29 protein-coding genes, 1 pseudogene and 1 other annotated feature are annotated in these 22,883 nt (G+C 52.3%); of the genes and pseudogenes, 4 read left to right on the top strand and 26 right to left on the bottom strand.

Translation table 11 applies throughout. From position 1 onward, the window contains the following. Positions 1–7: 7 nt before the first annotated feature. From T363_RS14365 to T363_RS0102750, 5 genes are all read right to left on the bottom strand, one after another. On the bottom strand, positions 8–274 hold the full coding sequence (locus tag T363_RS14365; protein WP_078096878.1) for a DUF1653 domain-containing protein: 267 nt from the start codon (positions 272–274) through the stop codon (positions 8–10). A gap of 71 nt (positions 275–345) precedes the next feature. Then, positions 346–573: a hypothetical protein gene (locus T363_RS0102765; protein WP_031473027.1), complete on the bottom strand. Its 228-nt coding sequence runs from the start codon at positions 571–573 to the stop codon at positions 346–348. Between the two features lie 92 nt (positions 574–665). Then, positions 666–1,436, bottom strand: coding sequence for an AIM24 family protein (locus T363_RS0102760; protein WP_031473025.1), 771 nt, complete (start codon positions 1,434–1,436; stop codon positions 666–668). A 51-nt stretch (positions 1,437–1,487) separates the two neighbouring features. After that, positions 1,488–2,438 carry a hypothetical protein gene (locus T363_RS0102755; RefSeq protein WP_031473023.1) on the bottom strand — a complete coding sequence of 317 codons (951 nt, stop codon included), beginning with the start codon at positions 2,436–2,438 and terminating at the stop codon, positions 1,488–1,490. 182 nt (positions 2,439–2,620) lie between these two features. Continuing rightward, the gene (locus T363_RS0102750) at positions 2,621–3,142 is read right to left on the bottom strand and encodes a helix-turn-helix domain-containing protein (protein WP_031473021.1); all 522 of its coding nucleotides are present in this window, start codon (positions 3,140–3,142) and stop codon (positions 2,621–2,623) included. Between the two features lie 180 nt (positions 3,143–3,322). Here T363_RS0102750 and T363_RS0102745 point away from each other — a divergent pair, with 180 nt between their 5' ends. The 3 genes from T363_RS0102745 (at position 3,323) to T363_RS0102735 (ending at position 5,075) form a co-directional block, all read left to right on the top strand. Then, a complete protein-coding gene (locus T363_RS0102745) occupies positions 3,323–3,883 on the top strand; it encodes a TetR/AcrR family transcriptional regulator (RefSeq protein WP_031473019.1) in 561 nt (186 codons plus the stop codon). Positions 3,884–3,981: 98 nt separating this feature from the next. Next, on the top strand, positions 3,982–4,401 hold the full coding sequence (locus T363_RS0102740; protein WP_031473017.1) for a hypothetical protein: 420 nt from the start codon (positions 3,982–3,984) through the stop codon (positions 4,399–4,401). A gap of 5 nt (positions 4,402–4,406) precedes the next feature. Continuing rightward, on the top strand, positions 4,407–5,075 hold the full coding sequence (locus T363_RS0102735; protein WP_031473015.1) for a hypothetical protein: 669 nt from the start codon (positions 4,407–4,409) through the stop codon (positions 5,073–5,075). Positions 5,076–6,308: 1,233 nt separating this feature from the next. Here the strand turns inward: T363_RS0102735 and T363_RS0102725 are convergent. The 11 genes from T363_RS0102725 to T363_RS0102670 all read right to left on the bottom strand — a co-directional run bounded on the left by T363_RS0102725 (position 6,309) and on the right by T363_RS0102670 (position 13,601). Continuing rightward, positions 6,309–6,491 carry a hypothetical protein gene (locus T363_RS0102725; protein ID WP_031473012.1) on the bottom strand — a complete coding sequence of 61 codons (183 nt, stop codon included), beginning with the start codon at positions 6,489–6,491 and terminating at the stop codon, positions 6,309–6,311. Continuing rightward, the gene (locus T363_RS0102720) at positions 6,488–6,721 is read right to left on the bottom strand and encodes a hypothetical protein (RefSeq protein ID WP_031473010.1); all 234 of its coding nucleotides are present in this window, start codon (positions 6,719–6,721) and stop codon (positions 6,488–6,490) included. The genes T363_RS0102725 and T363_RS0102720 overlap by 4 nt, the downstream gene beginning before the upstream one ends. A gap of 488 nt (positions 6,722–7,209) precedes the next feature. Beyond that, positions 7,210–7,569 carry a hypothetical protein gene (locus tag T363_RS0102710; protein WP_031473006.1) on the bottom strand — a complete coding sequence of 120 codons (360 nt, stop codon included), beginning with the start codon at positions 7,567–7,569 and terminating at the stop codon, positions 7,210–7,212. Between the two features lie 14 nt (positions 7,570–7,583). Continuing rightward, positions 7,584–7,976 (bottom strand): hypothetical protein, encoded by a 393-nt coding sequence (locus T363_RS0102705; RefSeq protein WP_031473004.1) that lies wholly within the window; start codon positions 7,974–7,976, stop codon positions 7,584–7,586. 165 nt (positions 7,977–8,141) lie between these two features. Next, positions 8,142–9,074 carry a translation elongation factor Ts gene (tsf, locus tag T363_RS0102700; RefSeq protein ID WP_031473002.1) on the bottom strand — a complete coding sequence of 311 codons (933 nt, stop codon included), beginning with the start codon at positions 9,072–9,074 and terminating at the stop codon, positions 8,142–8,144. 117 nt (positions 9,075–9,191) lie between these two features. Next, on the bottom strand, positions 9,192–9,926 hold the full coding sequence (gene rpsB, locus T363_RS0102695) for a 30S ribosomal protein S2 (protein WP_031473000.1): 735 nt from the start codon (positions 9,924–9,926) through the stop codon (positions 9,192–9,194). Between the two features lie 160 nt (positions 9,927–10,086). Then, positions 10,087–10,998 (bottom strand): DMT family transporter, encoded by a 912-nt coding sequence (locus T363_RS0102690; RefSeq protein WP_051643043.1) that lies wholly within the window; start codon positions 10,996–10,998, stop codon positions 10,087–10,089. A gap of 112 nt (positions 10,999–11,110) precedes the next feature. Next, complete coding sequence (locus T363_RS0102685; RefSeq protein ID WP_031472996.1) at positions 11,111–11,350, bottom strand: YlmC/YmxH family sporulation protein; 240 nt, start codon at positions 11,348–11,350, stop codon at positions 11,111–11,113. Positions 11,351–11,354: 4 nt separating this feature from the next. Continuing rightward, positions 11,355–12,212, bottom strand: coding sequence for a polysaccharide deacetylase family protein (locus T363_RS0102680; protein ID WP_031472995.1), 858 nt, complete (start codon positions 12,210–12,212; stop codon positions 11,355–11,357). Between the two features lie 79 nt (positions 12,213–12,291). Beyond that, complete coding sequence (locus T363_RS0102675) at positions 12,292–12,843, bottom strand: FumA C-terminus/TtdB family hydratase beta subunit (RefSeq protein WP_031472994.1); 552 nt, start codon at positions 12,841–12,843, stop codon at positions 12,292–12,294. A 5-nt stretch (positions 12,844–12,848) separates the two neighbouring features. Further along, positions 12,849–13,601 carry a coiled-coil domain-containing protein gene (locus T363_RS0102670; RefSeq protein ID WP_031472992.1) on the bottom strand — a complete coding sequence of 251 codons (753 nt, stop codon included), beginning with the start codon at positions 13,599–13,601 and terminating at the stop codon, positions 12,849–12,851. A 177-nt stretch (positions 13,602–13,778) separates the two neighbouring features. Between T363_RS0102670 and ilvA the strand changes: the two genes are divergently transcribed. Next, positions 13,779–14,990, top strand: a complete 1,212-nt coding sequence (gene ilvA, locus T363_RS0102665) for a threonine ammonia-lyase (protein ID WP_031472990.1) — start codon at positions 13,779–13,781, stop codon at positions 14,988–14,990. Between the two features lie 151 nt (positions 14,991–15,141). Here the strand turns inward: ilvA and yaaA are convergent, their stop codons facing one another. The 10 genes and pseudogenes from yaaA to T363_RS0102610 all read right to left on the bottom strand — a co-directional run bounded on the left by yaaA (position 15,142) and on the right by T363_RS0102610 (position 22,861). After that, positions 15,142–15,903, bottom strand: a complete 762-nt coding sequence (yaaA, locus tag T363_RS0102660; RefSeq protein ID WP_031472988.1) for a peroxide stress protein YaaA — start codon at positions 15,901–15,903, stop codon at positions 15,142–15,144. A 34-nt stretch (positions 15,904–15,937) separates the two neighbouring features. Continuing rightward, entirely contained in the window at positions 15,938–16,402 is a 465-nt protein-coding gene (gene bcp / locus T363_RS0102655; RefSeq protein WP_031472986.1) for a thioredoxin-dependent thiol peroxidase, read from the bottom strand. Beyond that, positions 16,384–16,947 (bottom strand): GDSL-type esterase/lipase family protein, encoded by a 564-nt coding sequence (locus tag T363_RS0102650; RefSeq protein WP_031472984.1) that lies wholly within the window; start codon positions 16,945–16,947, stop codon positions 16,384–16,386. The genes bcp and T363_RS0102650 overlap by 19 nt, the downstream gene beginning before the upstream one ends. 227 nt (positions 16,948–17,174) lie before the next feature. Further along, the gene (locus tag T363_RS0102645) at positions 17,175–17,798 is read right to left on the bottom strand and encodes a hypothetical protein (RefSeq protein ID WP_031472982.1); all 624 of its coding nucleotides are present in this window, start codon (positions 17,796–17,798) and stop codon (positions 17,175–17,177) included. Positions 17,799–17,869: 71 nt separating this feature from the next. After that, the gene (locus T363_RS0102640) at positions 17,870–18,250 is read right to left on the bottom strand and encodes a hypothetical protein (RefSeq protein ID WP_051643042.1); all 381 of its coding nucleotides are present in this window, start codon (positions 18,248–18,250) and stop codon (positions 17,870–17,872) included. Positions 18,251–18,374: 124 nt separating this feature from the next. Further along, positions 18,375–19,712, bottom strand: a complete 1,338-nt coding sequence (gene brnQ, locus T363_RS0102630; protein ID WP_407919068.1) for a branched-chain amino acid transport system II carrier protein — start codon at positions 19,710–19,712, stop codon at positions 18,375–18,377. Between the two features lie 100 nt (positions 19,713–19,812). Beyond that, positions 19,813–20,050: a binding site (T-box leader), on the bottom strand. A gap of 183 nt (positions 20,051–20,233) precedes the next feature. Next, the gene (locus T363_RS0102620; RefSeq protein WP_031472976.1) at positions 20,234–21,067 is read right to left on the bottom strand and encodes a KilA-N domain-containing protein; all 834 of its coding nucleotides are present in this window, start codon (positions 21,065–21,067) and stop codon (positions 20,234–20,236) included. Further along, positions 21,064–21,543 (bottom strand): low molecular weight protein-tyrosine-phosphatase, encoded by a 480-nt coding sequence (locus T363_RS0102615; protein ID WP_031472974.1) that lies wholly within the window; start codon positions 21,541–21,543, stop codon positions 21,064–21,066. The genes T363_RS0102620 and T363_RS0102615 overlap by 4 nt, the downstream gene beginning before the upstream one ends. A gap of 88 nt (positions 21,544–21,631) precedes the next feature. Beyond that, positions 21,632–21,946 (bottom strand): annotated as a pseudogene (locus tag T363_RS16770) (DUF1016 N-terminal domain-containing protein); the annotation flags it as partial. A gap of 168 nt (positions 21,947–22,114) precedes the next feature. Beyond that, positions 22,115–22,861, bottom strand: a complete 747-nt coding sequence (locus T363_RS0102610) for a metallophosphoesterase family protein (RefSeq protein WP_031472972.1) — start codon at positions 22,859–22,861, stop codon at positions 22,115–22,117. Positions 22,862–22,883: the final 22 nt, after the last annotated feature.

Raw genomic sequence — 22,883 nt, 5'->3', positions numbered from 1 at the left:
CCGTTTTTCACTCAACCACCGATGTAAATCTGCTGCCATCCCAAACCACCTGTTCAAACCGGTATTGCTGTCGCACTTCAGGATACTTTTCATGGTCTACCTCGGAAAGAAACATCTCCAGCGGCCGGGCATACACCGCAAAGCTGCCGTACATAGCCTGATAGATCACCAGCGTTTCCCCGGTTTCGCTGTGCACCGCCAGATGTAACACCTGATACAGCTTGTCCTTGAAATGCCGGTAAAATGCACCGGTCTGAATTTGTCTGTTCTGCATTATATATTCCCGCTCCTTTGCAGCAAAACCGCAGTCCATTCCGGTCGAATGCACTGCGGTTTTTGATTATATCACGATACACACCATTTTAAAATTCCCAGTGCCGCACCAATCAATATAACCGGTACCACAAGCAGTATTCCGCCCGCGAACAGCACTCCTCCGATCAAAAGCGGAAGTGCGACCGCAAACAAAATCGATGCCAGAATTTTAGCTGTTCCCCATGTCAGTTTCAGCGCCAGTCCCACCACCTTCACAGCCAGCCAAAGGAATACCAACACAGCCAGCAAGGTAAACATATTCTCATCTCCTGTCTTTTATGTTTGGAACCGTTTCAAGCAAACGGCTCCTCTGCCCCCAGTTGTCACGATACATTTCGCCCTGACACCGGTTAAACTGCCCCCTGCAGCACCGGTGCCAGCAGCACCTTGCCCGTACCACGATAAACATTTACCAGTCCCTCGCCGGAAGCTGCTGATCCAATCAGGCTTTTGCCCGATCGCTCCACCGTAAAGCGCAGCGAACCGCTCCACGCAATCGCCATATTCCCATCAATTTTAAGCACATCGTCTTGCAGCGTGACCTCCACCAGTTCTTCCTTCGGACAAGCCGATTCCAAACACAGCACACCGCTTCCCTGAATACCCAGATTAAACAGACCCTCGTTTCCCAACGCAGCCGAGGACAGATTGGAGCGCGCCACCGCCTTGTGCCGCAACGTAGACTCACACGCCAGAAACAGGCCGTCATCCAGCACGATCGACCCATCCCATGCCGCAACATCCAGCAGCAAAATATGACGATAAGTAGGCTCCAATACCAGCATGCCGCGACCAGTGTACTCCGGCTTAATGGCCGATTCACCGGTCACGCTGCCCCGCAGCGCTTTTCCAAACAGATCCCCTACGCCCTTCACACCGGTCGTCGTATTGACATCGCCCACCATCCACTGCATGGCGCCAGCCTGCGTGGTAATACTTGCTTTGGATACATCACAAATCACTTGGCGTTTACGCACGTTCATCTCATTGCAGAAATACGCCAGCTGCGCATCATCAGGAGATACGCTCAGATCCCGCTGATACTCGACTACCGTAAAAGCACCCAAGCTGTCCAACACCTTGATATCATCATTATCCGTAAAATTCTTAATCGTGTACATTCTTACTCCTCCTTCTGTTCCATATCATATGTACGGCCACTGTGCTTTCCCCTATACCGGATCAATATCCGCCTGCCGAATCAATCTCTCATGTTCTGCTGTAAGCGCTGTGCGTTCCTCGGTCACCGTTTGAATCATCTGATCCAGCTGCTGCAGAACGGTCTGGATTTGATAACAGGTTGCCTGCACCTGCTCCTGTGACTGGTTGATGCGATTCATTACCGCCCAGTCGGCAAAAATGCCATCAAAAAAGTAATCTGCAAATCGCAGAAATCCCTCTACACTGACCTGGGCGTCCATGTGGATCGTCACATCCGCCAGTTCAGTTTTGAATCTGCGCAGTTGGGACTGTAAAAACTCTATGTTTCCCTGTGCTTCATCCAAATGGCTGTGTTTTGCCAAATCCGCAATCACACCGCCACCAAGCATATCCCAAGTGCTCCAGCCTCCTGCGCTGTCCAAACTGGACAATATCTGTTTAGCAGTTTTCAATGCGCTGTTTCCCGCAGCGATCGCTTCCTGCAATTCCCGCTCCTGACTGGTCAAAAACGCCACACGTTCCTCCAGATGCAAAAGCGCCTCTGCTGCCGCGCCGCCGCTGTCCTTCACCGCCTGTGCCTTATCCTGCATCACCGATTGATACTGCTGCTCACACCCCGCCAAGCGGCTCCGCTCAGTTTCACAGCGCTGCAGATCGGTTTCCACTCCGCGCAGCTCCCGCACAGCCGCATCATATTTCACGCGGGCCGCATACGCTTCCCTGCGTTCTTCATCCAACTTCTCATCCTTTTTTCCGATAACATGATAGAAAAAAGCCGCCAGACTGCGTCCTTCCAACCGCTCCACATCCAGGTTTTCCTTGCTGCAAACCGTGTCCAGCTCCTGCACCCGCTGAGAAAGCATACTGCGCTGCCCGTACAATTCGGAAATCATCGCATCCAACTGTTTTTTTCGCGCCACCCGCTCCTGCAGCTGCCGCAGCATTTCATCATAACCGTTCATCCTATCCCCCTATCCTTTCTTATCATATGCATATCCGGCAACGGACTGTACACCTTCCGTTGTCGCCGCGCAATCTCCTGCCCTGTTTTTATTGTAGCGAAAATATCTTGCAAAATACAGCACGATGTCTGCACAATAAGACACCCTATTTTCACCATTGCAGCAAAATAACCCTCTGTGCTTCATTCCCCCAACTGCTTTTGCTTATAAGCCTGATACTGCTCCGCATCGATCACACCATTGGCCAGCATCTGCTCCGACCATAACTGTAATGTCTCCACGGTAATCGAAATGCGTTCCAATTCCTGCTGAATAAAAATAAAATCCTCGATCTCATCCCCGGATATCTGTCCGTCTGCCGTAATCTCGATCAGTCGCTCCTTTTGCTTATTCATGGCATTTAATGATGCCAACATCTCCAGAACGATTTGTGACAACGCCTTAATTTTCACTTCAGGCACATACTGCTGCCCAATCGGACACTGGTTAGCGCAGTAATAATTGCACAACTCCGGATGTTTATATTTATTTGCCATAACCAGAATCTCCTCCGGATGTGGGAGCGAACGCTCATTTTCGATTTTCTCGATCCGCTCCGATGGAATGGATTCCAGCACAGCCGCTGCGGCTTCGCGGGATAATTTGAGCGCTTCCCGCGTCACCTGATATGGATTTTTATTTTCTTTTGTTGATATTCTCGCCATATGCCATCCCCCTCACAAACTGGTGCAAATTGTTATAGCCATTATAACATAGCCACCGGCAGAATGATAGTGCAAGGAGCACGCACATCCTCTGCCCCATCGCTCCGCATAAATACTATTGACACTTCGGATCAACATGCTATAATGAACAAAGTTCAGTTATATGGGAAGAGGGCCGCCATGAACAACATCGTTACCTCCAAGGATGCCATTCTGCAAACCAGCCGCCAGCTGATCCAACAGGAAGGCTGGTCTGCCATTCATATCCGCAAAGTCGCACAGGCCTGTGGAGTATCCGTAGGCACCCTTTATAATTACTTTGGCAACAAATCCGAATTGGTTGCCGCAACCGTAGAAAGCATCTGGTGTGACATTTTTCATCTGCCGGAGGAACAAACCGCGTTTCACAGCTTTACCGACTGTATCGAATGGGCATTTTCCTGTATGCACCGCGGGGATCAAACGTATCCCGGCTTCTTTTCAATGCATTCCATGAGCTTTATGGATGCCGATAAAGCCGCCGGACAGCAGCGCATGAAACAATCCTGGCATCATATTCAGGACGGCTTTTGCACTGCCCTGCTGAACGATCCTCAAGTGGATCGGCACGTGTTTGACGAGCATTTCACACCGCAGAAATTTGTTAAAATCATTTTTTCCCTGATGGTCGCCGCCATGATCCAACGCGACTATGATCCGTCCTGTGTAATCAGCATGGTGCAGCGCATCCTCTATCCATAAAGACTGCAAACGGATGGGCCTTACCACGGCATACGCCTACGGCCCAATCCGTTTTTCTTCCCACAATAATGAACTATGTTCAGAAAGGAGTATTCCTATTGAAAGTATCCAAGCGAACCCTTTTGCTGCTTGCCTGTCTGGTTTGGAGCATTGCCGGTTTCAACATCCTTCGCATCGGCATACAAGCCTATCCAGCATATTGCAGCGTACCGAATGTACTCTTATCCGTACTAGTATTCGCAGTATTTCAGTTTTTCATCTTCGGCCGGTTGGTTCGTAAGCACACGACCCGTATCCGCAGCTATATGGAAACCCGTCAGTTTTTTCTTAAATTCTTTGATGTCCGTTCCTTCCTCATCATGGCGGTGATGATAACCGGCGGCATCTATCTGCGTGCTTCCGGCCTTGCACCGGAACGATTTATTGCAGTATTCTACACCGGCTTAGGCGCCGCCCTTTTGCTGGCCGGCATTCTTTTCGGCATCCACTATATTAACGAACCACAGGAAAGTGAGTGATTATCATGCAGGCAATTTTTGAAACGTTATTTGACATCGTATATCTGATCTCTGTTATCACCATTGGTATCACGATGGTCATCCGATCCAACGGAAACCGGCAGTACCGCCTGTTCGGCATTATGGCAATCATCCTCGGTGCAGGCGATGCCTTTCATTTGGTTCCGCGTGCGGTAGCGCTTTGCACCACAGGACTGGCTGACTATACAGCCGTATTGGGTGCAGGTAAACTGGTCACATCCATCACCATGACGATTTTTTATGTGATCCTCTACCATGTGTGGCGCACCCGTTATCAAGTCAGCAACCGTCATGCAGTAACAGCCGCAGTATATCTATTGGCGGCTGTACGCATTCTGCTGTGCCTTTGCCCACAAAACGCTTGGCTCAGTGCATCTGCGCCGCTTCGCTGGGGTATCTACCGCAATATCCCCTTTGCTCTTTTGGGACTGCTGATCATCCTGCTGTTCTACCGAAGCACACGCAAATCCGTCGATGATCCGTTCCGTCCCATGTGGCTGACGATTGTTTTAAGCTTTGGTTTTTATATCCCGGTCGTCCTCTGGGCTGATACGATCCCAGTGGTCGGTATGCTGATGATCCCCAAAACACTTGCCTATGTCTGGACTGTTTTGATCGGCTATCGATCCATGCAGCAACACACAGGCAAATAAATTCCATCTGTGCGCCTGCCAAATATCTGCTTGCATCCCAAGCTGTTTTACACCCTTAAGCGACGTAGACTTGCAGGCAATCCTCCCACAATTATGCTGTTTTCTTTACGATTTTTTAGCGTTATAATAATTGTTATCAGAACCGTAAAATGTTATAATAATTATAGCCCCAATTCTTCTCATTGCTGAATTGCGGCTTAACCCCCTTAGAAGAGCACCCCGCCCCCATGGAGTGCTTTTCTTTTACCCCAAATCAGCCGCAGACCAAACCCTCTGCCTGTGCAGCAGTATGCAAAGCACTCTGCTCCCTATGCATCTTTTCTATTTTCAAAAGCGCAGTCATTTTGATGATGGTCAGCCGGTCAACCAGTTAGCATCTACTGTTCGCTCGTCATTCAGCTTGCAATCAACTAAAGAAAAACAAAACAGTCCACATGTATTTCCATGCCTGCTGCGCACAACGCTGCAACCCTTGGAATACATATGGACTGTTTTTTGAATAGCGGCGCTTATACACACGCGCCGCGTGCATAGGCTTAATCAACAAATCGAGCTAAGGCATAATGCCTTAGCTCGATGGATACCGCCTTGACAGACGGGTCTATTTTCTTGCAAACGGTTGCGATTGTTATTCCTCCACAAAAAACGCACCAATTCCCCCACATAAAACGGCATCACATCCGTTTCCGAAATTGTCCGCCCCACGCGGACACCCAGCACGCCCTACCGGGCTATTCCATAGCAACGCAGCCCCATTCTGATAGAGTTTTCAACGGTTTTGATAGAGCATTTATCAATTCCAATAAAATTCCCCCTACTTTTGATACAAATTCCTCCCATCTCAATAGAGTTCCGTCCAATTCTGATAGAGCCTCCACCATTTCCAATGTTGTTTCCATCCATTTCAATAGAGTTTCCATCACCTTTGATAGCGTCTCCATCATTTTAGCTGGCAGCCCATTGACGCACTCACTCCGGCGTGCAGGGCTGCGGTATCGAAGTCCTGTTCATCGGCTCAACCGCCTTCTTCACACTTGGCATGGCACTGAAATGAACTCTCAAGGTACTCTCAACCGGCTCTTCCATGGACAGTGCTCAAAATGCAGATAAAATATCATGGATCAACCGGAATATTACGAAAAGCATAACATTATTGCAGAGTTTGAAAAGCTACTCTCAACTTTCCACTTCCCTACTCTCAATTTTTTCAGGAGCGGCGTCAAATGAGGAACATCAGTTGAGACACTTTTTCTGGCATTGCAGACACATCCGTCCATTTTCCGGCATAGCCTCTGTAACATCGGCAGGCATGATCCACTTGCCGCAGGCAGCGTACCAGTATCCGTTGCATCCATTTCGGCTGTTATCTGCGATCACATGGATGATTTTCTTCTTTGTCATGCCATACAGGTTCACTTAAAATCCCTCCATTCCCTTTTCTGAAATGTGGCTTTCCGGAACAAAGCATGGGTGTAGTCGATCTTGGCGATATCCATGGGAGCAGTCTCCCACTGAATACCGTCGAAGGAGTACATCCATCCAGCCGGATTGCGCCAAATTTCTCGCAGCACATTGATATCGTCATCCGGGAAGACAATCTCTCTATACACTTTCTGATATTTTCTCAGCAGTTCTTCTGCTGTCATAGCTATGAACCTCACATTTCCTCATTTGCCTGCGCTTTTCCCACATTCCATTGCAGGTCTGCCACATTTCAATGCAGCTTTCCCCCATTTTGATAGAGTTCTCACCGTTTTCAATATGGATTTCCCTCATTCTGATGAAGTTCATCCCCCATTTCAATAGAGTTTCCATCACTTTTGATAGAAGTCCAGCGAGGCATTTCGGAAGAATAATATCGGAAATGCGACCGGAATGTGACTAAAATGCTTTTGAGGTCACAATCTTCGTCTGGGACTGTTCTGCAATCTCATCAAGATCAATACCGTAGATGTCCTTGATCCAGTCCTTGATCTGGTGGTCCCAACCAATAATCAAACCATGCTGTTCCAAGACCCATAAAAAGACGTGAGACGGACTCAAGGACTGGAAGTAATCATCGAGATGCGTGTCGTTCCCATTCAGCATCATGCGGAGCCGCAGAAGTCTAATGATTCTCTCAGGGTATCTGCTGTTATTCAGAGCCTGCCATCTCTCCAATTTTCGCTTTCGTATCGTTTTTCGAATCAACTAAAACAACATCGAACACATTGATCCAATCATCGTTCAGATAACAGATTTCCTCGCCAATCGGCACGCTCCCTCTGGGATGCCGGAGATACAGGGAATTACAAGAACGACTGGCTTTGCAAGCGCAGACCAATATCTTATCAAAAATCTTTGCCTCTGCCAGCCTGCATATATCGGAATACCTTATCGGTTGTTCATTAGCCTCTGTATAAACAATGTGATCCAGATTTAACCGGTCAGATACTAACCGAATATAGGTCGGAGACATCATATTGTCGTAATATATAATTGGTTTTTGCATCATAATTAAACTCCTCATCAAAGGAACGTCTGTTCTTTGCGTCGCAGTATGTTTAACACTGTACTCGTGTTCGCACGAATCAAATTATGCTCAATTTGGGCAGCATCACATTTTGATATCGCCTCAGAAAGATGTCTTTGCAAATCAGCATCAGATGCACGATCCAATGAGTGCATTTTAAGCGGCAAAAGGATGCCTACCGATCTTCCGGCTTCAGAATGATCCCAGTCATCATCGTGTGCTGCTCCCCATAACCAAATACGATCCCAGTCTCCAGTGAAGCATTCCAGTTGATAGATGTGATCTGAGCGATAAAACAGTATGGTTATCAAGTCTGTTTTTTGTGAACAGGCAGAAACCGTGTAGCCCATAGATACGATAAGCGATGTGATACGTTCTTTTGGTGTCATATGATTTACCTCATAGCAATTTTGCTTTCACCCATCTTATCTGTCCTTCCCACAAGGACAAAAAAAGACCCGGAGGGTAACATCACGTTACTCTCCGAGCCTTTTCTGCTCATTTTATATGGGTGAATTGGTGCGTTTTTCAGTTAGGAATTACAGTTGCGATGCTTACTTGGTCATCGACGCAACTTCAGCCGCAAAATCGTCCTGCTTCTTCTCAATGCCTTCGCCCTTTTCAAAGCGTACGCACTTGGTCAGCTTGATCTCGCCGCCCAGTTCCTTCGCAACAGCCGCAATGTGCTGCTCCACAGAAACCTTGTTTTCCTTAACGAAAGCCTGCTGCAAGAGGCAGTTTTCCTCGTAGTACTTGCCGATACGGCCCTCTACCATCTTGTGGATGATCTGCTCCGGCTTCGGCTTCGCAGCAGTCTTGTTCTCTTCCAGCGCCTGCACCAGAAGGATCTCCTTCTCCTTGGCCAGCGTCGCTTCGTCTACATCCGACTTGTCAAGGAAGGACGGATTCATAGCAGCAGCCTGCATACCGATATCCTTGCCCAACTCCAGAACGGCCGCATTGCCCTTCAGGCTGTCGGAAACTTCCAGACCAACCAGCACACCGATCACGCCGCCCATGTGGTTGTAGGCCACATTGACAGTGGAATCATCAAAACGCTCGAAACGACGGATCTGGATATTCTCGCCGATGGTAAGAACCTTCTCCTGCAGTGCTTCCTGAACGGTCAAGTCACCCATCTTGCAGGTCTTAAGCGCTTCCACGTCTGCCGGTGCTTCTTTCATTACAACACCTGCCAGATCGGAAACGAACTGCTGGAAATCAGCATTCTTTGCAACAAAGTCGGTCTCCGAGTTGACTTCAATGATCGCACCTACGCCGCAGTCATCGCAAACCGTTGCGCAGACAACGCCCTCAGCCGCGATGCGGTCTGCCTTCTTCGCAGCCTTTGCAAGGCCCTTCTCACGAAGCAGCTCAACAGCCTTGTCAAAATCGCCGTCGGACTCGGTCAGCGCCTTCTTGCAGTCCATCATGCCAACATTGGTCATTTCGCGGAGCTTCTTTACGTCAGCAGCGGTAAAAGCCATTTTATATTCCTCCAAATATCAAATTTCAAACAAAAGGTAGGGCGTGACGACCTCGGCGCGCCGGGGTTGTCGCGCCCTACGAACAACTCATTTATGAACAGCTATGCAGTTGGGAAATTACTCAGCCTTCGCCTCGGTCTCCTCAGCCTTTGCCTCGACCTCAAGCTGCTCGCCCTGCTTGCCTTCCAGAACGGCATTTGCCATGGTCTGGGAGATCAGCTTGATCGCGCGGATCGCGTCATCGTTACCCGGGATCACGTAGTCGATCTCGTCCGGATCGCAGTTGGTGTCAACGATTGCAACGATCGGGATACCCAGCTTGCGAGCTTCTGCGATCGCGTTCTTCTCCTTGCGGGAATCGACCACGAACAGTGCGCCCGGCAGCTTCTTCATTTCCTTTACGCCGCCGAGGTACTTCTCGAGCTTGGCGATCTCGAGCTGAAGCTTGATAACTTCCTTCTTCGGAAGCAGATCGAACGTGCCGTCCGCCTGCATCTTCTGCAGCTGGTTCAGACGGGCAATACGGGTGCGCATGGTCTTGAAGTTGGTCAGCATGCCGCCCAGCCAACGTGCGTTCACGAAGAACTGACCGCAGCGCTCTGCCTCTTCCTTGATCGCGTCCTGCGCCTGCTTCTTGGTGCCGACGAACAGGATGGACTCACCGGCAGCGGCCATATCGCGTACGAAGAAGTAAGCCTCCTCGAGCTTCTTTACGGTCTTCTGCAGGTCAATGATATAGATACCATTGCGCTCAGTGAAGATGTAGGTTGCCATCTTCGGGTTCCAGCGGCGGGTCTGGTGGCCGAAGTGTACGCCGGCCTCCAACAGCTGCTTCATAGAGATTACTGCCATTTTACATTTCCTCCTTGGTTGTTTCCTCCATCCCTGATCATCTGACAGCGGCAACACGCCTTACAGCCTGTCACCGGCCGCTTTCATCACGGGATGTGCGAATTCGTGCTTTAATATTATATTCCTAAATTTGTTCCATGTCAACGATTATTTCACTTATTTACCGGTTTTTCAACGATTTTTCACTTTGATCGGGTTTGGCACTTCCGTCCCCGGCCAACAGCACCATTGCCGCTACGATCAGCGCGATACCGGCAAAGTCCATCGTGCCGAGCGGCACACCCAGCCAGAATACGCTGAGCAGCGCCGAAGCGACCGGTTCCACCGCCGCCAGTATGCTGCCCTTGGAAGCGCCGATGCGCCGCACACCCTCCAAATAACAGCAGAAGGACAGCAGCGTACCGAAAATGACGATAAAAATCAAACCGGCCACCGTCACCCCGTCCCATTCACCGACCAGATGCCACGGCTTGAACAGCACGCACAGCACCAGACCGGCGATCAGCATGCCAAATCCGGTGACAGGCAGCGTGCCGTAACGCAAAATAATGCCGCGCGGCTGCACGCTGTATATGGCAAACGCCGCCGCGCCGACCAGGCACCAAAACAGCGCCGTGGTGGACAGCACCAACTGCGAAGGATCACCATGTGTCGCAAGCAGATACGCGCCGGCCATGGCGCAGGCCACCGCGATCACTTCGCTGCGCCGCGGCAGCCGCCGGTCGGTCACTGCAACCCAGAGCATCACAAGCACTAAGCCAGTATATTGCAGCGTGGTCGCTGTTGCCGCGTTGGACAGCTCAATCGAGCGGAAATACGCATATTGACACAGCCCCAGTCCCATCATGCCGAGCACCAGCAGCGCGCCCACGCTGCGCCACGAGCGGAATACCTCCAGCGCTTTGCCGCGCCAGCGCACCACGGAATACCCCGAAAGCAGCAGCCCGGCCAGCAGCAGACGCATCGTGACCAGCCAGTTGGCATCCAATCCCCGGTTTTCAAACAGGAACTGTCCGCACGCTCCCGAGACCGCCCAGCAAGTTCCGCCGAACACCGTTAAAAAATAGCCCATTCTGTTCTTTTTCTCCACCAATCATCCCCGCCTTCCGCGCTCTTATTAGTCCGATATTAGACTTTAAAACAGTGTATCATATTTTCCGCGGCTTGGCTACCTTTTTTTCCGTTCAGGGACGAATTTTTACCAGAATATAATCTTCCCCCAGCGTTTCAATGCAGTTCCACGGGATCACCCGATCCTCACGCGAAAACAACCCGAACACGCCTCCCTGCCCGGGTACGACCAGCGCAGTGATCTGCCCGCAGACAGGGTCAAACACCAGATCGCACACCTCGCCCATCCGCGCCCCGTCGCACAGGTTGATGACCTCACGGCAGTGCAGCTCGGAAAACCGCATCGTATCCATTCCGCTATCCCTCCAACACCCGATTCAAAAATATTTCCGTGCCCTCTCCTGCCGCGCGGTTAAACCGTCCCATCTGATACAGACAGGCGGGATCGCGTGTTACCGTATTGATTTTCTCCTCGCAGCCCAGCGTACAGGCAAATCCCATCTCCTGCAGGATCTGTTCACTCTCTGCTGAGCATGCTCCGAAGGGATAGGTGTAGCACTGCGGTACCGGCAATCTGGCTTCCGACAGAAGCCGCTGGGTCTGCGCGGTGTCCTCGCGCAGTATATCCCCATACGTCTCTTCCGATTCATCCTGGCGGCGCAGACACCCCCGCCGCGCCCCGTATTCATGCAGGTTCCACGAATGATTCTGCACTTCAAACACATCCTGCATTTCGCACAGCCGGTCCAGCCGCAAATGCGACCAATACGCATTTTCCGTACCGTTCTGCGTATACAGATCGGTCTGTGCACCGATGATTGACACCACTGCCCGCATCCCCCGCTGCTGCAGCAGCGGATAGGCGTAAACATAGTTGTTGTAATACCCGTCATCAAAGGTGATCATCACGGGTTTTTCCGGCAGCGGTGCACCCTGCTGCACAAACGCCAGCAGATCCGACACGGTGACCGTCCGGTATCCGCGCTGCTGCAGCGCATCCAGATCCGCTGCCAGCACCGTAGGGGAAACCACATATTTCCCCTGCCGGGCACTGTCCTTCAAAATACTGTGATACATCAGGATGGGCAGCTCCACCGTCTCCTGTTCTTCCCACACCGGCTGTGCCGCGCCGTGATCCAGCCAAACGATCAGCCCGCACAGCACCAGCACCGTGCCAACGGCCTGCAGTGCAACCTTGCGAAACCCTAATGGCAAAAAAATCCCCCCTTCAGGCTGCTTTCAGAAAAGCATATGCCCTAAGAGGGGGTGGTATGAACCAGATCCCAGAACCGCCTTACCTTTTATATTGTTCCACACCCTGCGTATACAGGTTGCCGCCGACACAGTCCTGCGATACGATCGCACTGAAATTTTCAACCGTCAGCCGCTTGACCGATTCGCAGCCCAACTCATCATAGGCGATCACTTCGACCTTTTTGATGGATGCCGCCTTGGCCGCACCCGCGCCGCCGATTGCAACCATATACACCGCGCCGTTTCGCGCCATCGCCTGCTGCACCGGCTCACTGCGCACACCTTTACCGATCATGCAGCACAGACCCGCATCCAGCAGACGCGGAGCGAACGGATCCATCCGCCCCGATGTAGTCGGCCCGACCGAACCAATTACCTGACCGGGCTTAGCCGGCGTTGGACCGGCATAGTAAATTGCCGCTCCCCGCAGCTCGAACGGAAGCTGCTCTCCTGCATCCATCGCCGCAACAATCCGCTTATGTGCAGCATCCCGCGCCGTGTACACCGTACCGGTCAGCGATACCGTATCGCCCGCGCGCAGCCTGCACGCCATTTCCGCCAATTGGTCGGTCGTCAGATCATAATGTGCCATATCGCTTATTCCTCCGCTTTCGGCCGCAGATTATTAAGCACATCCCGCAGGCCGTTCTTGGCCTTATCCGGTTCCTGTGCAGCTTTTGCCGATTCGTTTTTTGGTTTTCCCAGCGCCGCCGAGATCCGGTCGATCTCCCCCAGCACTTCGCCTGCTTTGCGTGCCATCTCCGCCGATTCCTGCTGGCTGCGCGTCAGTACTGTGCGGTAATTCTCCTTAGCGGCATCCAACTGCCGTTTGACCTGCTCAATCATCTCCTGCGACTGGCGGCGCAGCTTTTGCAGTTCGACCCGCGCGTCTTCATCGATTTGCTTAGCCCGCCGGTAAGCAGACAGCTCCATCTCCGCAATTTTATCTTTAGAGGCATCATATTCGCCGCACTTATCCGCCAGCTTGGCATTTTCCTCACGCAGGCGGTCATTCTCCGCCGCCAGCGCCTCTGCCCGTTCGTTCTGTGCTTCGATCTCGGTTGTCTGGAGGGAGAATCCCTGCTCGATCCGGTCGAGCTGCGCGCGGATCTTATCGGTATCCAGCGTCATCTGCCCGAGACGCTCGAGCAGTTCGGCATTTTTCTCGGTCAGCGTTTCATTCTGCGTGCGCAGCTCACTCATCGCCGTTTGTGCCTCGGTCAGCTGACGGCGCAGCTCTTCGGTTTCGGAATAATATTTACTGTCTGTCTGTTCTATATATTGCAGCACATCCTCACGCTTAAATCCGCCGAAAAAAGCGCTGCGGAAGCCTCTCGTCTGCTCGTCCATCCGGAATGATCCTCCATTTTTTGATATCTGTTTATTTACAGTATAGCAAACCCCTTGCCGGATAGCAACAGAAAATCCGTCTCGCCGCGGCACGCCTTTGCCGCATTTTATCTTGCAATCATGATATTTTGGTGCTATGATACTGATATCTATCACAAGAAACCGGGGAAATCGATCATGTTAGAATTAAAGGATTTTGAAGCGGCGGCCGGCCGCCTGAAAAACGTCATCCACAACATCCCGCTGTCCACCTCCTGCACGTTTTCCGCCATGACCGGCGCAGAGGTTTACCTCAAGTACGAGAACCAGCAGAAAACCGGCTCGTTTAAGGTGCGCGGAGCATACAACAAAATTATGAAACGCTATGCAGAAGGCAATCTGCACGCGGTAGTGGCTTCTTCTGCCGGCAACCACGCGCAGGGCGTTGCATTTGCCGCCAGCTCCGTGGGTGTCAAGTCCACCATTGTTATGCCGCGCTCTACACCGATCGCCAAAGTTTCTGCCACACAGGGTTACGGCGCAGAGGTCGTGCTGGCCGGCAACATTTATGATGAAGCCTATGCCCGTGCCTGCGAGATCTGTGAAGAGACCGGTGCGGAATTCATCCATCCGTTTGATGATGAGGATGTTATGGCGGGTCAGGGGACGATCGCGCTCGAGATCCTGCGTGACCTTCCCTTTGTTGATATGATTTTTGTACCGGCCGGCGGCGGCGGCCTGATTTCAGGCATTGCAGCCTGCGCCAAGCAGATCAATCCCCGCATCCAGATCATCGGTGTGCAGGCGGAAGGGGCGCCTGCCATCGCCAATTCCTTCCGCGCAGGCGTGCTCACCCCGGCGGACTCCGTCCGCACCATTGCGGACGGCATCGCAGTCAAAACGCCCGGTCAGAACACCTTCCATTATATCCAGCAGTACGTGGACCGCGTTGTTACCGTGTCGGATGACGAAATTTCCTCTGCTGTTCTGCTCCTGCTCGAACGCTGCAAGCAGGTCGTGGAAACCTCGGGCGCCGCATCACTGGCAGCCGTCCTGAACAACAAGGTGGATGTGACCGGCAAAAAGGTCGTCTGCGTTTTGTCCGGCGGCAATATCGATGTATCCTTTATCCATAAGATCGTGGAAAAGGGGCTTGTGACCCGCTGCCGCCATTTGAAATTCTCTACCATCATGCCGGATGCACCCGGTGCGCTTGAGCACTTCGCCCATCTGGTTGCAGAGCAGAACGCCAACATCATCCGCTTCCAGCACGACCGCGTGCAGGCCGATCTGGATATCGGGGAAGCGATCATTCAGGTGGTCTGCGAGGTCGGCGGTGTTGAGCATGCCAAACGCCTGCTGGATGAACTGGCACGCAGCGGCTATCAGGTATTCTCATCGCAAATCTGATGTCATACATCCTGTTATTCTAAACAAAAGGGCTTATCCCCGGTGTCATCCGGCGGATAAGCCCTCTTTTGTTTCAACTACTGTCCTATCGTTTACTCATGCGCCCGCATCGCATCATCCTGCCACATTATTTCCACAGAAATATATGCAATCATGTATGCACCCCTTTTCCCGGACGCACAAACACATACGTGCTGTCATCCGAACGCACCGGGTCAAACCGGTGCGCCAAGCGGTCAAACTCCTTCATCTGCTCCGGTTCCGTCACCTGATGCTCCGCCAGAAAGCGCACCATTTCCCCGCGCGCCATCTTGCACATGGTCGCCCGCTCCACGATTTTCCCGTTTTTCTCCTCACCGAACACACAGGTGATCATACGCACGGATGGGGGCAGGTAACGTGATACGCACACACTGTATTCCTTGGATGCCAGATTGATCAAACAATCGCTCTGCGCACACAGCGCAGCCGCCAGCCGCTCGCCCCAATAGGCGTACAGGTCCTTGCTTTCGCCCACATGCAGCTTCGCCTGCATTTCCAGCCGGTACGGCGTTACACCATCAAATGGACGCAGCAGCCCATAAAATCCGGAAAGGATCCGCAGGTGCTCCTGCACATAATCAAACTCCCGGTCGGTAAAAACGCCCGGGCTCATATACTGGTACTGGATACCTTCATAAGCAAGGATTGCCGGCGTCAGCCGTGCCCGCAGATCCATCGTCCGCACCCGCTCGGCATTCAAAACGGCAAGCGACTCACTGCACTTCCAAAGTGCAGCCAGCTCCGCATCGGACAACGCACGCAGCGTGCTGAGCAGCACTTCCGTCTGCGGCAAAAAGGCCGGCAGATCCCGCCACGCCAAGCTGTCCGTATCCTCCCGCATCTTTTTGGCCGGAGATATGATGATCCGCACGTTTGTCACCTCACTTTTCCCAAAGGCTCCTTCGTCACGCTTCCCCCGCAAGGTATGCGAGGATCTCAGCAGCATTGGTATCCGGCTTAACCTTCGGCATGATTTTTTCGATACATCCCTGCTCGTCGATCACAAAAGTGGTACGAACCACACCCATACTGACCTTACCGTACAGCTTTTTCTCCTGCCAGACGCCGTAAGCCTGAATTGCCTGCAGCTCCGGATCAGACAACAAAACAAAGGGGAGCGCATGCTTGGCCGCAAACTTCAGATGCGATGCCACAGAATCCTTGCTGATGCCGATCACCACCACATCCCGCTTGGCAAATTCCTCATATGCGCCCGCAAAAGCGCAGGCCTGACGTGTACAGCCGGGTGTGTTGTCCCTCGGATAGAAGTAAAGCACGACCTTTTTGCCCGCAAAATCCGATAAACAAACCATTTTCCCTTCCTGATCCGGCAATGTAAATACCGGCGCCTTCATTCCTGTTTCCAGCATAGCAGCTTCTCCTTTTCCAGTTGATCATATAATCCCTGCGCAAATGTCCGGTGCCCCTGTGCCGTAAAATGCACTCCGTCATACGATAGCGCGACCTTCCATTCGCCCGCATCCGCAAAACGAGCACCCAACCGCGCTGCAACCGACCGGTATCGTACAGCCAGCTTCTGCGATGCCTCCACCAGCAAGCCCGACGGCACCCATTCCCCCAACTGCAGGGGCGGCGGAGCGATCAGCAGGATGCGCTGCCGCGCAAGAGCAATGCCTGCCAGAAATTTTTCCATGCGCTCTGCCGCCTGCACCGGAGAACCGTATTGCAGCAGGTCATTGGTGCCCAGCATCACCACAAGCAAACCGGTATCTTCCGGAACGGTCAGCGGAAAACGCGGGATCATTCTCCCGTTCTCGCCCTGATTTTCGATCTGCCAGCCAGTTTTCTCCCGCAGCAGATCCACCCACCGGCTTTCCACAGGGTAGCGCCCGCCTATATAGGAGCGCGGATCATACCCATAGGTATTGGAATCGCCGCAGCAAATGACCTTCATTCCGCTTCACCCGCCTTACCGCAGTCATGCCGCACTGTTTTGACCAAATCCCGGTTTCATGCACCCATCTATGGTCATTTCTATCATACCGGTTTTCCGCTTGTTTTGCAACATGGATACCGGAAACCATCACGAACAAAAAAACATCCCTGCACCCGGCTGCCGCAGCCGTTCCGACTGCGCCAGCCATGGGCAGGGATGCCTTTTGCCGTTCCCGGACGCACCGCTTACAGGGTGTGCCCGGAAACCATTTCCGCTGCTGTTTCATCAAATACGGTGGAACCGTGATCGGTATGCACATCTGCCACCGCACGCCACAGACGATCCACCCGCGCCAATCCATCACCCAGATCCGTATAAATCACCAGCTGCTCCATACCGATCCGGTCATTTTCCAAACGCAGATGCACAGCATACCGTGTGCTGCACAAGCGCAGCGGGCGGGTATACTGGATCAAATGAAATTCATTCGCATCCGCCCAGTGATATAATTCGCTTTCTGCCAGCTCACGCACGGTACCATATTCCCCCATCCGCACCGCCGCGCTGTTAAGCACCAGCTCCGTGCTGACCGATGTGAGCTGATCCTTGTTTCGTGCAGGGGCTTCGCCGGTGTCCAGCGCATACAGGACGGCCATCCTGCCGTCTGCCATCTGCACCCGGCAGCGGACCGGCACTGCCTTATGGTCGGCGCGGCTGTTCCCGCGCCCGGTCGTTGTTCCGATTGCTGTGTCCGTATCGGGCACCTCCATCATCAGGATATCATCCGCACGTCCGTCCGGCACATCCTCCCCAAACGGCTCGCGGAACTGTATTGTATCACAGCCGATCTGCGGTTTCTGACGAATCACGGCCCCGTACCGTGTGCATCATGCAACATTCCGGACACATCTCTCGTGGAACAGCCGGTGCTATCCCACGCCTATTCCACTCTCTGGGTGACAAGCTGGATTTGCTCCACCTGAACCGAACACGCCTCGTCTGAAAGCTCGGCAAGGTGCGGCTGGTAAATCCCCAAAAGCAGTTCATCACCTACCTGTAAATCCACAAATTCCAATCCCTGCACTTGTCCTGTACGATTATCGCAATAAACAATCGGTACCCCGGCACAATCGATCTTTCTGCTTTCACCAAACAGCGACTGTCCCTCCGTATCCTGCACCTGTATTGTTTGATTTTCCGTATCCTTCTCGGTTATTACCGCAGGGATGCCGAGCTGCATCACATCCTGCTCCGCTGTCCCGCACGCGGTCAACAGCAAAGCACTGCACAATATGCCCGCTGCTGCTGTTTTTCTTAACACAGTTATGCCTCCCTTCCACTGTCTTCTGACTTTTCTACAGTATAACATGACAAGTATGCCGTTTCCAGTTTCAGCTCCATAACAAAACAGGAATCCGGACATATGTCCGGATTCCACTCTTTCATCAAACCGAAGGCTCCTCCGTGCGGTTTTTAACAGCCTGCATCCACTTTTGAACCAGCAGGCTGACCAGCACAGCCGCCACCGCGACCGTGACCCACCCCATGCCATAGGAATAGAACGGAAGCAGATGGAACATATCAGAAACCACCCCAAGCGGCACCTTCAACTGTTCCAGCGCATATACCACGCTGACCACTGCAACCGCAGCCGCTGTCAACGGGAATACCAACGTATTCCCCTCCAGATACTTGCCGGCCAGTCCCATCACAATCAATACAATCGCAACCGGATACACTGCGTTCAGCACCGGAACCGAAATGGACAGGATCGTATTCAATCCCTGATTACAAACGAGGAAGGAGAATGCCGTGATCCCAAGCGCCAGCTTGCGGTAAGATACCTTGGGCAGCAGGGTTGCAAAATACTGAGAGATCGAAGTGATCAGGCCGACACAGGTTGTCAGGCAGGCCAGCGTAAAGATCACCGCCAGCAGCACTGCCCCCGGCTCTCCGAAAATCTGGTGCACAATGCAGCGCAGTGTCCACGCGCCGTTGTCCTGCAATTCATAGACCGCAGAGCTTTGCATCCCCATGAACGACAGCATCCCGTAAATCAGCGAGAGGATCGTGCCGGCGATCACGCCGGCACGTATCGTATAGCGCATCACATCTTTTTTCTCTTTAACCTGTAACGTGCGCAGCGTGGTTGCAATGACCAAACCAAAATTCAGCGCCGCAATAGCATCCATCGTATTGTAGCCTTCCAAAAAGCCTGTGACAAGCGCACCGCTCTGATAAGCAGGCTGCGGCGGCGCTACCTTGGTTTCTCCCGCGAACAGGAAGCTGACAAACAGTAATGTCAGCAGCGTCAACAAGCTGGGGGTCAGCACTTTGCCGATGCGGTCCACCAGCTTGTTCGGTGTCAGTGCCAGCCAACCGGCAATCAGGAAAAACACCAGCGAATACAGCAGCATAAACATCGAAAACGATGCGCCCTCCGGCAGATACGGCGCAATCGCCATTTCAAACGGAACCGAAGCTGCACGCGGGATGCCCAGTCCGGGGCCGATAGATACATAGATCAGCACGGTAAACACCATGGCAAACTTAGGGCTGACCTTACCGGCCAAGCGGTCCAAACCGTTATACTTCGCCACCACAACGACCCCCATCACCGGGAGCACAACCGCGGTGATCAGAAAGCCCAACAGTGCCAGCGGCATCTGCTCACCGGCATTCTGCCCCAAAAAGGGCGGAAAAATCAGATTTCCTGCTCCAAAAAAGAGTGAGAACAGCATAAAGCTGACCAACAAAAGCTTACCTTTCTTTAGCTGCATGATAACTTCCTCCTGCATTTTCCAATCTTTTCCCTGTGTGTTGGCGCAGGGTGCCAAAATAACATGTTCTGTGAAATAGGCAACAAAAAAATCGCCCCTTCCACGAAAGGACGATTAAAAAAACCGCGGTACCACCTTGTTTCCGGATCAACACCCGGCACTCTTCTGCATCCAACAATGCATCTCACCGATAACGTGGCTTAACTCCGGCGCACCTACTTTTTTGTTCAGCTTGCTTCTCCGGGATGATTTCGCAAATCGGCCAACCTGATCGTTTTCACCAACCACGATCTCTCTAAAAAAATCAGACGCAGCTACTTGTTCCCGTTCAACGAATTTATTCTTATTTGATATTTTCAGTATATCACCCTTGCACTGCAAAAGCAAGCGGTCACCGCGAAAAAAATTCCGCACATACGTAAAACAACATCCCGTATGCCGAAACATACGGGATGTTGTGGAACATCGCAACACTATAGATGCCACGGCCTTCGCCCATTCGCAAGCGTCCAGTATATTATTTTTTACTCCACAGGAGGCAGTTCTCCGCTATGAGCCTCCAGAGCTTCGATTCGGTGATCCTGCGTCAGAATCTCCATCTGGCTTATGGCGATGGCATTGAGCTTAGCCAGTCGCTCGGCCTGAGACATCCCCTCGTTGATGAACACCGCATTCAGGTTTTCCAGATTGGAGAGGCAGACCAACTGCGAGACATTGGCGTAGTCTCGGATATTTCCTTTCAGATCCGGATGGCTGTCCCGCCACTGTTTTGCAGTCATACCGAACAGGGCCATGTTCAGAACATCGGCTTCACTGGCATACACCATGGAGACCTGCTTTGCGGAAAGCTCCGGCGGAATCAGATTTTCCTTGATGGCGTCCGTATGGATGCGGTAGTTGATCTTGGCCAGGTTTCGCTTAATGTCCCAGCCAAGTTGTTTCATTTCCTCGGCCTTAAGTCGCTCAAACTCTTTGATCAGATAGATTTTGAACTCAGGGCTAATCCACATGCCAAACTCAAAGGCGATGTCCTTGTAGGCGTATGTGCCGCCATATCTTCCAGCCTTTGCCCGCAGTCCAATCGCACGAGTTTTTTCGACCCACTCTTTGACACTGAGCTTGTAGCTGTTCAAGCCAGCCTGACTTCTAATTGCGGCGAATTCGCCATAATTAAAATCCGGGTTGTGGATCTGTTCCCATATCCCGAGAAATTCGACCGTGTTTCTGTTTCGCAGCCAGTCAGAGATGAAAAAGTCACCGTCTTTCGCCTTGAGCATATCCGTCAGGGAAATATAATCCTTGTCATCAATGGTGGTGACTGCAATTTCTGTCCCATGGACAATCAATTTGTTATTCATTTAGAAAACACCTCCGTGGCTGGTTGCGACTGGATATAGCGCAGTAGTCCCTGGCAACCTTCCTCTACATCCCGCCAGGTCGTACCGAAATCCCCGGTGTACCATGGATCGGCTACCTCGCCGGGACGGTTGGTAAAGTCCATCAGCAGATGCATCTTGTCGGCAAAATCGCCGCCGCAGATCTGGTACATACTCCGCAGGTTGGCATGATCCATACCAATCAGAAGGTCGTATTTCTCGTAGTCGCTGTTCAGCAGCTGACGGGCTCTCTTGCCGGAGCAATCGATGCCATGCTCGGACAGTTTGCGGCGAGCCGGCGGATGCACCGGATTGCCGATCTCCTCGGTGCTGGTGGCTGCCGACTCGATCTGAATGCTCTGCTCCAGACCGGCCTTCTTCACCAGATCCTTCATAATGAACTCGGCCATCGGGCTTCTGCAAATATTGCCGTGGCAGAGAAAAAGTATCTTGATCATGCTTTGAACACTCCAATTTGCTGTCTTCGCATTCAGTATAGCACGGAACCTCTGATTCGTCGAGGAGGAGTTCCAGATGGGCCTCTGTCGCAATCTTTTTCTGGAGATCAGTCTTTGACCACCCAAATTGCCGGGCAGCGCGCAAGTACCAGCGCCGTTCTTCCAGATTCAGTTCTGCTTCGAGAATGACTACATTGTGTGTCCAGCTGACCTCCATGGCCAGCTTCAGCAGTTCCGGCTTTCCACCATATATCCGGTAGAAGTCCCGCATCCGACGCAGGTTGCGGGGAGAGAAGCCGGAAGCATCCTGATAACGGTTTTTCAGGTATTCGGCAGCTGCGACAGCGGCGCCCTTTTCCGGTCGGTCACAGACCAAAGCGCCCAGCTGACAGTACAGCTCCATCTGAGACATTCCGGTGGCCATTGCCGTATCCATAGCGGCAAACATGGCAGAGTAATCGATGTTTTTGCGGATGTTCATGGCTTTCTCCTTTCCGGCAGAATCTGCCTTATTCAGAAACAGGCCAACGAGAAACACAGGAGCATTTCCTGTGCTTCTCTTTGGCCTGTTTTACACCACCTGCACCATCTGCTCCCAGAGCAGCACGAAGCGGTCGTCGATGATCCTGTTGTCGTGATAATGTCCGAACAGCCAATAGTGGAACTTAGCTCGTTCTCTGACTTCCTCCAAGAAGTCGGTCAGGTGGTCGTGAACATATCCACCGTTCCCCAGTATGTCAACGATGCTGCTTGGGGCGCAGTGGGTGATCACATAGTCCACCTCATAGTGAATGCGTTCCAGACTGCGCCGAGCTTCTTCATACTCGGACTTACTGGGAAGCTCCTGTTTCCACCAGGAGTGATGGTTGACCCGGAAGCGGGCGCCCATTCTTCGGAGAGCCCAATACTGTTCTTCAAAATCCGGCGCATTGGGATTCAGAATACCATCGTCAATATCGTGACTCCTGGCGCCGCCCATGGTGAAGAAGGAATATCCCTGCAGGTCGAAGACCTGCCCGCGCATCAGATGGATTACATGGGGCCGAATGCGTTGGATTTTCCCGCCGTTCCATTCCTCTACGGGGTATTTTCCCAGCAGGTCGAAGTTTTCGTGGTTGCCGCTGACAAACAGCGTGGTAAACGGTAGTTTTTCCAGCCGGTCCAGGCTGCGGGCATCCTTTTTACCGCCTTCCCATACACCGCCGAAGTCGCCGCAGATGATCATAAAATCATCCCTGGTCATTTGATCCTGCTCTGGGAAGTGTTCTGGAGCAAACCGTTGGAAGTTGCCATGGGTATCGCCTGTGGCATAGATCATGATTTCTTCACCTTCTTTCACT

The organism is Agathobaculum desmolans ATCC 43058 (assembly GCF_000701665.1).
Classification (GTDB): domain Bacteria; phylum Bacillota; class Clostridia; order Oscillospirales; family Butyricicoccaceae; genus Agathobaculum; species Agathobaculum desmolans.
The sequence above is the reverse complement of the archived record's forward strand: the minus strand, read 5'-3'. Positions and strand labels throughout refer to the sequence as shown.

What these genes read in the sequence shown, in the direction of transcription:
- T363_RS14365 (WP_078096878.1), bottom strand. Translation starts at nt 274, where the DNA reads ATGCAGAACAGACAAATTCAGACCGGTGCATTTTACCGGCATTTCAAG.
- T363_RS0102765 (WP_031473027.1), bottom strand. Translation starts at nt 573, where the DNA reads ATGTTTACCTTGCTGGCTGTGTTGGTATTCCTTTGGCTGGCTGTGAAG.
- T363_RS0102760 (WP_031473025.1), bottom strand. Translation starts at nt 1,436, where the DNA reads ATGTACACGATTAAGAATTTTACGGATAATGATGATATCAAGGTGTTG.
- T363_RS0102755 (WP_031473023.1), bottom strand. Translation starts at nt 2,438, where the DNA reads ATGAACGGTTATGATGAAATGCTGCGGCAGCTGCAGGAGCGGGTGGCG.
- T363_RS0102750 (WP_031473021.1), bottom strand. Translation starts at nt 3,142, where the DNA reads ATGGCGAGAATATCAACAAAAGAAAATAAAAATCCATATCAGGTGACG.
- T363_RS0102745 (WP_031473019.1), top strand. Translation starts at nt 3,323, where the DNA reads ATGAACAACATCGTTACCTCCAAGGATGCCATTCTGCAAACCAGCCGC.
- T363_RS0102735 (WP_031473015.1), top strand. Translation starts at nt 4,407, where the DNA reads ATGCAGGCAATTTTTGAAACGTTATTTGACATCGTATATCTGATCTCT.
- T363_RS0102720 (WP_031473010.1), bottom strand. Translation starts at nt 6,721, where the DNA reads ATGACAGCAGAAGAACTGCTGAGAAAATATCAGAAAGTGTATAGAGAG.
- T363_RS0102710 (WP_031473006.1), bottom strand. Translation starts at nt 7,569, where the DNA reads ATGATGCAAAAACCAATTATATATTACGACAATATGATGTCTCCGACC.
- T363_RS0102705 (WP_031473004.1), bottom strand. Translation starts at nt 7,976, where the DNA reads ATGACACCAAAAGAACGTATCACATCGCTTATCGTATCTATGGGCTAC.
- tsf (WP_031473002.1), bottom strand. Translation starts at nt 9,074, where the DNA reads ATGGCTTTTACCGCTGCTGACGTAAAGAAGCTCCGCGAAATGACCAAT.
- rpsB (WP_031473000.1), bottom strand. Translation starts at nt 9,926, where the DNA reads ATGGCAGTAATCTCTATGAAGCAGCTGTTGGAGGCCGGCGTACACTTC.
- T363_RS0102690 (WP_051643043.1), bottom strand. Translation starts at nt 10,998, where the DNA reads ATGGGCTATTTTTTAACGGTGTTCGGCGGAACTTGCTGGGCGGTCTCG.
- T363_RS0102685 (WP_031472996.1), bottom strand. Translation starts at nt 11,350, where the DNA reads ATGGATACGATGCGGTTTTCCGAGCTGCACTGCCGTGAGGTCATCAAC.
- T363_RS0102675 (WP_031472994.1), bottom strand. Translation starts at nt 12,843, where the DNA reads ATGGCACATTATGATCTGACGACCGACCAATTGGCGGAAATGGCGTGC.
- T363_RS0102670 (WP_031472992.1), bottom strand. Translation starts at nt 13,601, where the DNA reads ATGGACGAGCAGACGAGAGGCTTCCGCAGCGCTTTTTTCGGCGGATTT.
- ilvA (WP_031472990.1), top strand. Translation starts at nt 13,779, where the DNA reads ATGTTAGAATTAAAGGATTTTGAAGCGGCGGCCGGCCGCCTGAAAAAC.
- bcp (WP_031472986.1), bottom strand. Translation starts at nt 16,402, where the DNA reads ATGCTGGAAACAGGAATGAAGGCGCCGGTATTTACATTGCCGGATCAG.
- T363_RS0102650 (WP_031472984.1), bottom strand. Translation starts at nt 16,947, where the DNA reads ATGAAGGTCATTTGCTGCGGCGATTCCAATACCTATGGGTATGATCCG.
- T363_RS0102620 (WP_031472976.1), bottom strand. Translation starts at nt 21,067, where the DNA reads ATGAATAACAAATTGATTGTCCATGGGACAGAAATTGCAGTCACCACC.
- T363_RS0102615 (WP_031472974.1), bottom strand. Translation starts at nt 21,543, where the DNA reads ATGATCAAGATACTTTTTCTCTGCCACGGCAATATTTGCAGAAGCCCG.
- T363_RS0102610 (WP_031472972.1), bottom strand. Translation starts at nt 22,861, where the DNA reads ATGATCTATGCCACAGGCGATACCCATGGCAACTTCCAACGGTTTGCT.